The following is an 8746-nucleotide window of genomic DNA, read 5'->3' on the forward strand; positions in this document are numbered from 1 at the left end:
ATAGGGACGCTTTACCCATCGGTCACAGAGCGTTCGTGATCACGCAACACCCTTCCTTCACAGTAGTTGCATGAGTCGAGACATGTCTGAAGTGACGCATGCACAGCAGGCCCGGACCGTGCGGGCGGTCGTCCGCGCCGCCGCCGAGGGGTTCCACACGTGGTGGACACGCCGCCACGGTCATGCACCGCCGACGGGCGATACCGGCGCCCGGTCGCTGCCGCCGGCGCCGCGGACCGGGCCGCGCGCGGACAGCGCGCTGTGGCGGATGCGGACGACGGTGCAGGACGAACCTGGCTCGCTGGCCGTGCTGTGCACGGCGCTCGCCGAGCGACGGGTCGACATCCTGAGCCTGCAGACGCATCCGCTGGCCGAGGGGACGGTGGACGAGTTCCTGCTGCGCGCCCCCGGTGAGCTGATGGCGACCGACCTCGACCGGGTGATCTCGCGGGCCGGGGGCGCCGACACCTGGATGGAGCGAGCCGACGCCCATGACCTGGTGGACGCGCCGACCCGGGTCTTGGGCCTGGCCGCGCGCACGGCGCTGGACGCGGCGGAACTGCCGCTCGCGCTGCGGCAGTTGCTCGGCCGGTGCACGATCCGTCAGCGGCCTGCCGCGCCGGTCGGCGGTGGCGGCGGCCGGGCGGCGGAGGGCGTCCCCGTCGATGGGACCCCCGTCATGGGAGTCCCCGTCGAAGGGGTTCTTGAGGACACCGTGATGCGCCTGCGGGCGCCCGAGGGCGGAGTGATCGCCGTGGAGCGGCCGTATCTGCCGTTCACCCCGACCGAGTTCGCCCGTGCACGGGCCCTGGTGGAGCTGGACGGCCTGCTCGGACCGCGCCTGCCGCGCAGCCAGGACGTGCTGACGCTGCCCGAGGGCAACGAGATCACCGTGCGCCGGGCCGACGAACGCGACCTGGAGGCCGCGAGGGCCATGCACGAGCGGTGCTCGGCGGCCACGCTCGGCAGGCGCTATCACGGGCCGGTCGGCGACGCGGACCGCTACCTCAACCACCTGCTCAGCCCCCGCTTCGGCCGCACCCTGGCCGTGCAGACCGCCTCGGGGCGCGTCGTCGGCCTCGGCCACCTCCTGTGGGACGGGGACGAGACGGAGGTCGCGCTGCTGGTCGAGGACAAGTGGCAGCGGCGCGGCATCGGCTCCGAACTGCTGGAGCGGCTGGTCGGGATGGCCGTCGAGGCGGGGTGCGCGAGCGTGTACGCCGTGACGCAGGCGTCCAACACCGGGATGGTCGCCGCGATGCGGGGCCTGGGGCTCCCCCTCGACTATCAGGTCGAGGAGGGGACCCTGGTGATCACTGCGCGGCTGGACGGGGGTTCCGTACGGGAGCGGGGGGAGTTGTCTCGTGCGGGTGAGTTTGCGGGTGAGTCGGGGAGGGGCGAGGCGCCGTAGGGGTTGGGGGGCGTATGGCGGCTAGCGGTCCGCTGTGGCTTGTCGCGCAGTTCCCCGCGCCCCTTACGGGGCGCTGACGCGCCCCAATTCCCGCGCCCCTGGCGGGACGCCGACGCGCCCCAACGCATTGTCCAGGTCCGCCCAGAGGTCCTCCACGTCCTCCAGGCCCACCGAGAGGCGCAGCAGGCGGTCGCTGACGCCTGCTGTGCGGCGGTCGTCGGCGTCGACGATGCGGTGGCTGATGGAGGCCGGGTGCTGGATGAGGGTGTCGACGCTGCCGAGGCTCACGGCCGGGGTGACGAGGCGGACGCCGGCGATGACCTCGTGCGGGTCGCCGGCGACCTCGAAGGCGATCATCGCGCCGCCGATGCGCGGGTAGTGGACGCGGGTGACGCGCGGGTCGGCGGCGAGCCGGCCGGCGAGTTCGGCGGCGTTGGCCGAGGCGGCCCGGACGCGCACCGGGAGGGTCGCGAGGCCGCGCAGCAGGAGATAGCCGGCGAGCGGGTGCAGTACGCCGCCGGTGGCGAACCGGACCTGCCGCAGTTGCCCGGCGAGTTCCTCGTCGCAGGCCACGACGCCCGCCATCACGTCGCCGTGTCCGCCGAGGTACTTGGTGGCGCTGTGCAGCACCAGCCGTGCGCCCTGTTCGACCGGGCGCTGCAGCACCGGCGTGGCGAACGTGTTGTCCGCGAGCAGCGGGACGGAGCCGCAGGCGTGCACGACGGCCCGCAGGTCCAGTTCGGCGAGGGTCGGATTGGCCGGGGACTCCACCATCACCAGACCGGTGTCGGGGCGCAGGGCGTCCGTGATCCCGGCGGGGTCGGTCCAGGTCACCTCCGAGCCGAGGAGCCCGGCGGTCAGCAGATGGTCACTGCAGCCGTACAGGGGGCGTACGGCGACGACGTGGCGCAGGCCCGTCGAGGCGCGTACGAGGAGGACGGCCGTCAGTGCCGCCATGCCGCTGGCGAAGGCGACCGCCGACTCCGTGCCCTCCAGGCGGGCCAGCGCGGTCTCGAAGCGGGCGACCGTCGGGTTGCCCAGGCGCCCGTAGACGGGCGGGCCCTCGGGCTCGGCGCCGGTGGTGGCGAAGGCGTCGATACGGGCCGCCTCGCCCCGGCTGTCGTACGACGGGTAGGTGGTCGACAGGTCGATCGGCGCGGCGTGCAGTCCCTGCCGGGCGAGGTCGTCGCGGCCGGCGTGGACGGCTTCGGTGGCCAGTGCTCTCGTGGAGGCGGGTAGTGCTCGCGTGGAGCCGGGCAGTGCTCGCGTGGAGTCCATGCACGGAGGATGAACAACCACCGGACACCGGTCCGCAGGTGCCGTGCTACGTTCGGCCGATGACCGAGTCTGTCGTACTGGATCCGGTGGATCTTGATCTTCTGCGGCTGCTGCAGAACGACGCCCGGACCACCTACCGCGACCTCGCCGCGCAGGTCGGCGTGGCGGCGTCGACCTGCCTGGACCGTGTGACGCGGCTGCGCCGCGCGGGCGTGATCCTCGGGCATCAGCTGCGGCTCGATCCGGCGAAGCTCGGGCGAGGCCTTGAGGCGCTGCTCTCGGTGCAGGTCAGGCCGCACCGGCGGGAGCTGGTGGGTCCGTTCGTGGAGCGGATCCGGGCGCTGCCCGAGTCCCGCACGGTCTTTCATCTGACCGGTCCTGACGACTACCTGGTCCATGTCGCGGTCGCGGACATGGCCGATCTGCAGCGGCTGGTCCTGGACGGGTTCACGTCTCGGCGGGAAGTGGCCCGTGTCGAGACCCGGTTGATCTTCCAGCAGTGGGACTGCGGACCGCTGCTTCCGCCTACGCCCTCGGCACAATCAGGGTGACGTGCACCGGCCCCTCGTATGAGGATGGACCGCATGTCACAGACCACGAACCCGCTGCCCCGAGAGGTCGCCGACGCCTACGTCGACGAGCTCATCGCCCTCGACCCGGTGACCGGTACGTACCTCGGTGTGAAGGAGAGTTCGAGCAGGCTGCCCGATCTGTCGCCCGGGGGCCAGGAGGCGCTCGCACAGCTGGCCCGGCGGACTCTGGAGCGGCTCGACGAGGCCGAGCGGCAGCCCGGCGCGGACAGTGACATCGAGCGCCGCTGCGGCCGTCTGCTGCGCGAGCGGCTGAACGCCGAACTCGCCGTGCACGACGCCGAGGAGGGCCTGCGCGCGGTCGGCAACATGGCCACGCCCGCGCACTCGGTGCGCGACGTCTTCACCGTGACGCCGAACCAGTCCGAGGAGGACTGGGCGGCGATCGCCGAGCGCCTGCGCGCCGTACCCGCCGCGTACGCCGGATACCGCGAGTCCCTCTCGCTGGGTCTGGAGCGCAAGCTGTACGCCGCTCCGCGCCCGACGGCCACGTTCGTCGAGCAGCTCACCGAGTGGTCGGACACGGACGGCAAGGGCCGCGGCTGGTTCGAGGACTTCGCCTCGGCGGGCCCGGAGGCGCTGCGCGCGGAGCTGGACGAGGCGGCGCGCGCGGCGACCGCTGCGGTCGTGGAGCTGCGCGACTGGATGCGCGACGTGTACACGCCCGCCATCGAGGGCGCGCCGAACACGGTGGGCCGCGAGCGCTACGGCCGCCTGGCGCGCTACTTCAACGGTGCGGACCTCGATCTGGACGAGGCGTACGCGTACGGCTGGTCGGAGTTCCACCGGCTGCTCGGCGAGATGAAGCAGGAGGCCGAGAAGATCCTGCCCGGCGCCGAGACTCCGTGGGTGGCGCTCGCGCATCTCGACGAGCACGGCAAGCACATCGACGGCGTCGACGAGGTGCGCGACTGGCTGCAGGGCCTGATGGACCAGGCGATCGACGAGCTGGACGGCACGCACTTCGAACTCGCCGAGCGGGTACGGAAGGTGGAGTCGTGCATCGCCCCGCCCGGGAGCGCGGCGGCGCCGTACTACACGGCACCCTCGGAGGACTTCTCCCGCCCCGGCCGTACGTGGCTGCCGACCATGGGGCAGACCCGCTTCCCGGTCTACGACCTCGTCTCGACCTGGTACCACGAGGGCGTCCCGGGGCATCACCTCCAGCTCGCGCAGTGGGCCCACGTCGCCGGGAACCTCTCCCGCTACCAGGCCACCATCGGCGGGGTCAGCGCCAACGCCGAGGGGTGGGCGCTGTACGCGGAACGGCTGATGGACGAGCTCGGCTACCTCACCGACGCGGAGCAGCGCCTCGGCTACCTCGACGCGCAGATGATGCGCGCCGCCCGGGTCATCGTCGACATCGGCATGCACCTGGAGCTGGACATCCCGGCGGACTCCCCCTTCCACCCCGGCGAGCGTTGGACCCCCGAGCTCGCCCAGGAGTTCTTCGGCGCGCACAGCAGCCGCCCGGCAGACTTCGTCGAAAGCGAACTGACCCGCTACCTCACCATCCCCGGCCAGGCCATCGGCTACAAACTCGGCGAACGCGCCTGGCTCCAGGGCCGCGAAAACGCCCGCGCACGCCACGGCGCCAACTTCGACCTCAAGGCTTGGCACATGGCGGCACTGTCCCAGGGGTCGCTCGGCCTGGACGACTTGGTGGATGAGCTTTCGCGGCTCTGAGGGTTGGGGTTAGGGGGCGGGGCTGGGGTTGGGCTCCGGGCGCCGAAGTTGCGGGCCCGGGGTCCGGGACCCTGGCCCGGGGTTTCGGTGCCGGGTTGCTGGGACCGGGAGGCGGAGGCCGTGGCTGGGGTTCCGGTCCCTCTCCGAGCCTGCTCGGGCCAGCAGCGGGTCCGACTCATGAGCCGCCTCAAGGCCCAGGCCAGATCAGCGGCCGCCCCAGCTCCCGACCCGTTCACGGCCACTCAGGTCAGCGGCGAGTCTGGCTCCAGAGCCCGCTTCAGGCACGGCTCGGGGCCAGCAGCCAACCAGCTCCCGAGCCCGCTCGAGCCTGGCCCTGGCCCGCGGCCAACCCAAGCCCCCGAGCCCGCCCAATCCCCCTAGCCGGCCAAAACCCGACCCGGGCCCGCCGTCAACCCAAGCCCTTCAGCCCACCCAAGACGCGGCCCCGCCAACATCCAGCCCAACTCCTCAGCCCGCCCGAGCCCAGGCCCCCGTCAACAGCCGCCCAACTCCCCAGCCCCCCATAAAGATCGCCCCCGCGTCAGCGGCGAAATCCCCCCTCTGAAGCGATCACCTGCCCCGTGATCCAGTGCGCCTCGTCCGTGGTGAGCCAGGCGATGAGGCGGGCCGGGTCGTCGGGCATGCCCCAGCGGCCTGCTGGGGAGAGGGCGGCGATGGCGTCGTAGGTCTCGCCGGTGGCGTAACCGGTGTCCACGGGGCCGGGGTTGATGGTGTTCACCGTGATCGCCTGCTCGGTGAGTGTGGTCGACAGGGAGCGGGTGATCGAGGCGAGGGCGCCCTTCTGGAGGGCGTAGGCGATCTCGTTCGGCATGCCGGAGGCGATGTCCTGGCCGGAGGTCATCATGACGACGCGTCCGCCGGGGGTGCGCGGCGGCAGGGTGGCGCGGTGGCGGGCGTAGGCCTGGACGAGGAGCAGCACCGAGCGGGTGTCGACGGCCCAGTGCGCGTCGAGCATCGCGGCGTCGATCGTGTCGAGGGTGCCGTCGCTGCCGCTGAGGGCGTGGTTGGCGACGAGGATGTCGAGCCGGCCGCCGAGTGCCGTGGCCACGGTGGCGATCAGTTCGGCGGGCGCGGACGGGTCGCTCAGGTCGCCGGGGCCCGCGACGACACGTGCCGCGGGGTCACCGAGTGCCGCGCGCACGGACGCGACCACGTCCTCGATGCGGTCGGCGCCCCAGGGCATGGCGGCGTCGTGCGGCACATGATGGTGCAGATACACGCTCGCCCCGTACGCGGCGAGCCGCCGGGCCACGGCATGTCCGATGCCGGCCCGGCGGCTCGCACCGGTCACCAGGGCGGTACGACCGCGCAGGGGCAGGGGGTCGCGGCGGAGGTCTTCGGGGGTGGGGTGCGGCAGCAGGGGCATGGGTGACCATGATGGGGACGACTGCCCTGCGACGCACGCCAATATCTGCGAGGCGTGCGTTTCCGGTACGGCTCGCCAAGTGCTGGCGCCGTGCGCCAAGTGCTAAGCAAGCCGCCGCAGTTGTACGAGCCCCAGCCAAGTCTCCGGCCCCGGCTGGACGTTGGCCGCGCGCACCGCGTACCTGCCCGGTTCCAGCTCGACCCGGAGACAGTCGGTCCGGTCCGTGTCGTTGCCGGGCCATGCCGAGTCGAACAGCAGAACGGTGCCGGGCACTTCCCACCTCACCTCCTGGCCCCAGTCCGCCGAGGTGAAGGCCGCTGCGACACCGGCCAGGACCTCGTCCTCGGAGTCCGCCGCCCACAGCCGTACGAAGGCGCCGTGCTCCGGCAGGAAGGCGGTGGAGGCGGGCTGGTCACCGAGGACGAGGGCGGCCGAGTCACCGACCGGGAGCAGCCCCAGATATCCGTCGATCTCGCAGGCCCGGTCGTAGTCGGAGGCGTTCTCCTCGCCGTCCGCGCCCGTCCAGAACGGTAGGACCGTCTCCGGCACCGCAACCAGCGGCCCACCACCCGACTGGACCCACTCCACCACACCGGATTCCGAGTATCGCACCATGGCGCAGAACCGTACACGCCCACGGAACCCACCACTCCGCTCCCGTCTCAGCAGCCGCAGCTGTCCCCAAGCATCGGCGCCGTAAGAGGGTCAGGGGCCCGGCGCTCACGACCCTCCCAGGTCTCGAACTCGAAGCCCTCACGCACCCAGTACTCGAAGCCGCCGAGCAACTCCTTGACCTGGTAACCGAGTTGCGCCAGGGCGAGTGCCGCCCGGGTCGCGCCGTTGCAGCCGGGGCCCCAGCAGTAGGTGACCACCGGCACGGCCCTGTCGAGGAGTTGAGCGGCCTGCTCGGGGATGAGCGCGGTGGGCAGATGGACCGCGCCGGGGATGTGGCCCTGGTCCCAGGCCTCGGTGGAGCGGGAGTCCAGGACGACGAAGCCGGGGTCGCCGTCGGAGGCCGGCGCGGCGGCGACGTCCGAGACGTCGGCGTGGAAGGCGAGGCTCGCACGGAAGTGAGCGGCTGCCTCCGCAGGGGCCGCGGGCGGCACCCGCAGGACGGGGTTCACGGTGTCAGTGGTGGTCATGGGCATGAATCTATGCAGGTCCTGCGGCCGTCTGAAGCAGCGATCCCCGGCCTTCCCCTTGATCCGCCGGGGATTTCCCTGCTATCCCTCCCTGATGACCGCGTATTCCCCGGACGCCACCGACTGGCGCATCCTCGATGTCCTCCAGCGCGAGGGCCGCGCCAGCTTCGCCGAGTTGGCGCGTGCCGTCTCCATGTCGCCGAGCGCGGTCACCGAACGGGTGCGCCGGCTGGAGGAGGCGGGTGTCATCCAGGGCTACGCCGCCGTCGTCGACCCCGACCGACTGGGGCTGCCGATCCTGGCGTTCGTACGGCTGCGGTATCCCACCGGCAACTACAAGCCCTTCCACGACCTGGTCGCCGTGATGCCCGAGATCCTGGAGGCCCACCATGTGACGGGCGACGACTGCTTCGTCATCAAGGTCGCCGCGCGCACGATGCGCCACTTGGAAGAGGTGGCGGGCAGGATCGGCGCGCTCGGCTCGGTGACCACGAGCGTCGTCTACTCCTCCCCGCTGCCCCGGCGCCCCCTCGGCCACTGACCCGGCCGGGGTACCCGGTAGCGCTACCGGATGCCCGGTAGCGCTACCGGGTGCCCCGCTGCCGCAGCACGGACCCGGATCTGTCCTTCACGACCTCAAGTTGCGCATGGATACGGCGTCTGAGGTCGGCCACATGGCTGACGATGCCGACGCTGCGGTCTCGCTCGCGCAGCGAGTCGAGGACGTCGAGGACCTCGTCGAGGGTCTGGTCGTCGAGGCTGCCGAAGCCCTCGTCGATGAAGAGCGTGTCCAGGCGGACCCCGCCGGCCTCGTCGGTGACGACGTCCGCGAGACCGAGGGCGAGTGCCAGCGACGCGAAGAACGTCTCGCCGCCCGACAGCGTCGCCGTGTCCCGCTCCCGTCCCGTCCATGCGTCGACGACATGCAGTCCGAGGCCGCTGCGCCCGCGTCCGCTGCGGTCGTCGGAGTGGACCAGGGTGTACCGGCCGGACGACATGCGCTGCAGCCGTATGCTCGCCGCCGCGGCCACCTGTTCCAGGCGTGCCGCCAGGACGTACGACTCCAGGCGCATCTTGCGCTCGTTGTCCGCGGAGGTGCCCGCGGCGAGCGTGGCCAGGCGGGCGACCCGGTCGTACTCCTCGCGCAGCGGGGCCAGGCGCCGTACGCCCGCGGCCGAGCGGGCCGAGAGCCGGTCGAGCTCGCTGCAGCGGCGGGCGGCCGCGTCGCGCGCGGAGGCGGCCTCGCGCAGCC

General features: G+C 72.3%; 9 protein-coding genes. 4 read left to right on the forward strand and 5 right to left on the reverse strand.

Annotated features, from left to right (window positions below):
* The first annotated feature begins 82 nt into the window (after positions 1-82).
* The gene (locus JYK17_RS01510; RefSeq protein WP_372464887.1) at positions 83-1411 is read left to right on the forward strand and encodes a GNAT family N-acetyltransferase; all 1329 of its coding nucleotides are present in this window, start codon (positions 83-85) and stop codon (positions 1409-1411) included.
* Between the two features lie 63 nt (positions 1412-1474).
* Here JYK17_RS01510 and JYK17_RS01515 read toward each other — a convergent pair whose 3' ends face one another.
* Positions 1475-2689 carry a trans-sulfuration enzyme family protein gene (locus JYK17_RS01515; protein ID WP_222809592.1) on the reverse strand — a complete coding sequence of 405 codons (1215 nt, stop codon included), beginning with the start codon at positions 2687-2689 and terminating at the stop codon, positions 1475-1477.
* 59 nt (positions 2690-2748) lie between these two features.
* Between JYK17_RS01515 and JYK17_RS01520 the strand changes: the two genes are divergently transcribed.
* Positions 2749-3240: an Lrp/AsnC family transcriptional regulator gene (locus tag JYK17_RS01520; protein WP_108009939.1), complete on the forward strand. Its 492-nt coding sequence runs from the start codon at positions 2749-2751 to the stop codon at positions 3238-3240.
* 33 nt (positions 3241-3273) lie between these two features.
* The gene (locus tag JYK17_RS01525) at positions 3274-4965 is read left to right on the forward strand and encodes a DUF885 domain-containing protein (RefSeq protein WP_108009941.1); all 1692 of its coding nucleotides are present in this window, start codon (positions 3274-3276) and stop codon (positions 4963-4965) included.
* Between the two features lie 541 nt (positions 4966-5506).
* On the opposite strand, the gene JYK17_RS01530 is transcribed toward JYK17_RS01525, so the two are convergent.
* From JYK17_RS01530 to JYK17_RS01540, 3 genes are all read right to left on the reverse strand, one after another.
* A complete protein-coding gene (locus JYK17_RS01530) occupies positions 5507-6352 on the reverse strand; it encodes an SDR family oxidoreductase (protein ID WP_222809593.1) in 846 nt (281 codons plus the stop codon).
* Between the two features lie 102 nt (positions 6353-6454).
* Positions 6455-6967, reverse strand: a complete 513-nt coding sequence (locus JYK17_RS01535; protein ID WP_222809594.1) for an immunity 21 family protein — start codon at positions 6965-6967, stop codon at positions 6455-6457.
* A gap of 47 nt (positions 6968-7014) precedes the next feature.
* Positions 7015-7494: a rhodanese-like domain-containing protein gene (locus tag JYK17_RS01540; RefSeq protein WP_222809595.1), complete on the reverse strand. Its 480-nt coding sequence runs from the start codon at positions 7492-7494 to the stop codon at positions 7015-7017.
* Between the two features lie 94 nt (positions 7495-7588).
* Here JYK17_RS01540 and JYK17_RS01545 point away from each other — a divergent pair, with 94 nt between their 5' ends.
* Entirely contained in the window at positions 7589-8035 is a 447-nt protein-coding gene (locus JYK17_RS01545; protein WP_108009947.1) for an Lrp/AsnC family transcriptional regulator, read from the forward strand.
* Positions 8036-8078: 43 nt separating this feature from the next.
* Here JYK17_RS01545 and JYK17_RS01550 read toward each other — a convergent pair.
* On the reverse strand, positions 8079-8746 hold a 668-nt coding region (locus JYK17_RS01550; RefSeq protein ID WP_308011624.1), incomplete at its 5' end, for an SbcC/MukB-like Walker B domain-containing protein.

Source organism: Streptomyces plumbidurans (genome assembly GCF_019857225.1).
Lineage (GTDB): Bacteria > Actinomycetota > Actinomycetes > Streptomycetales > Streptomycetaceae > Streptomyces > Streptomyces plumbidurans.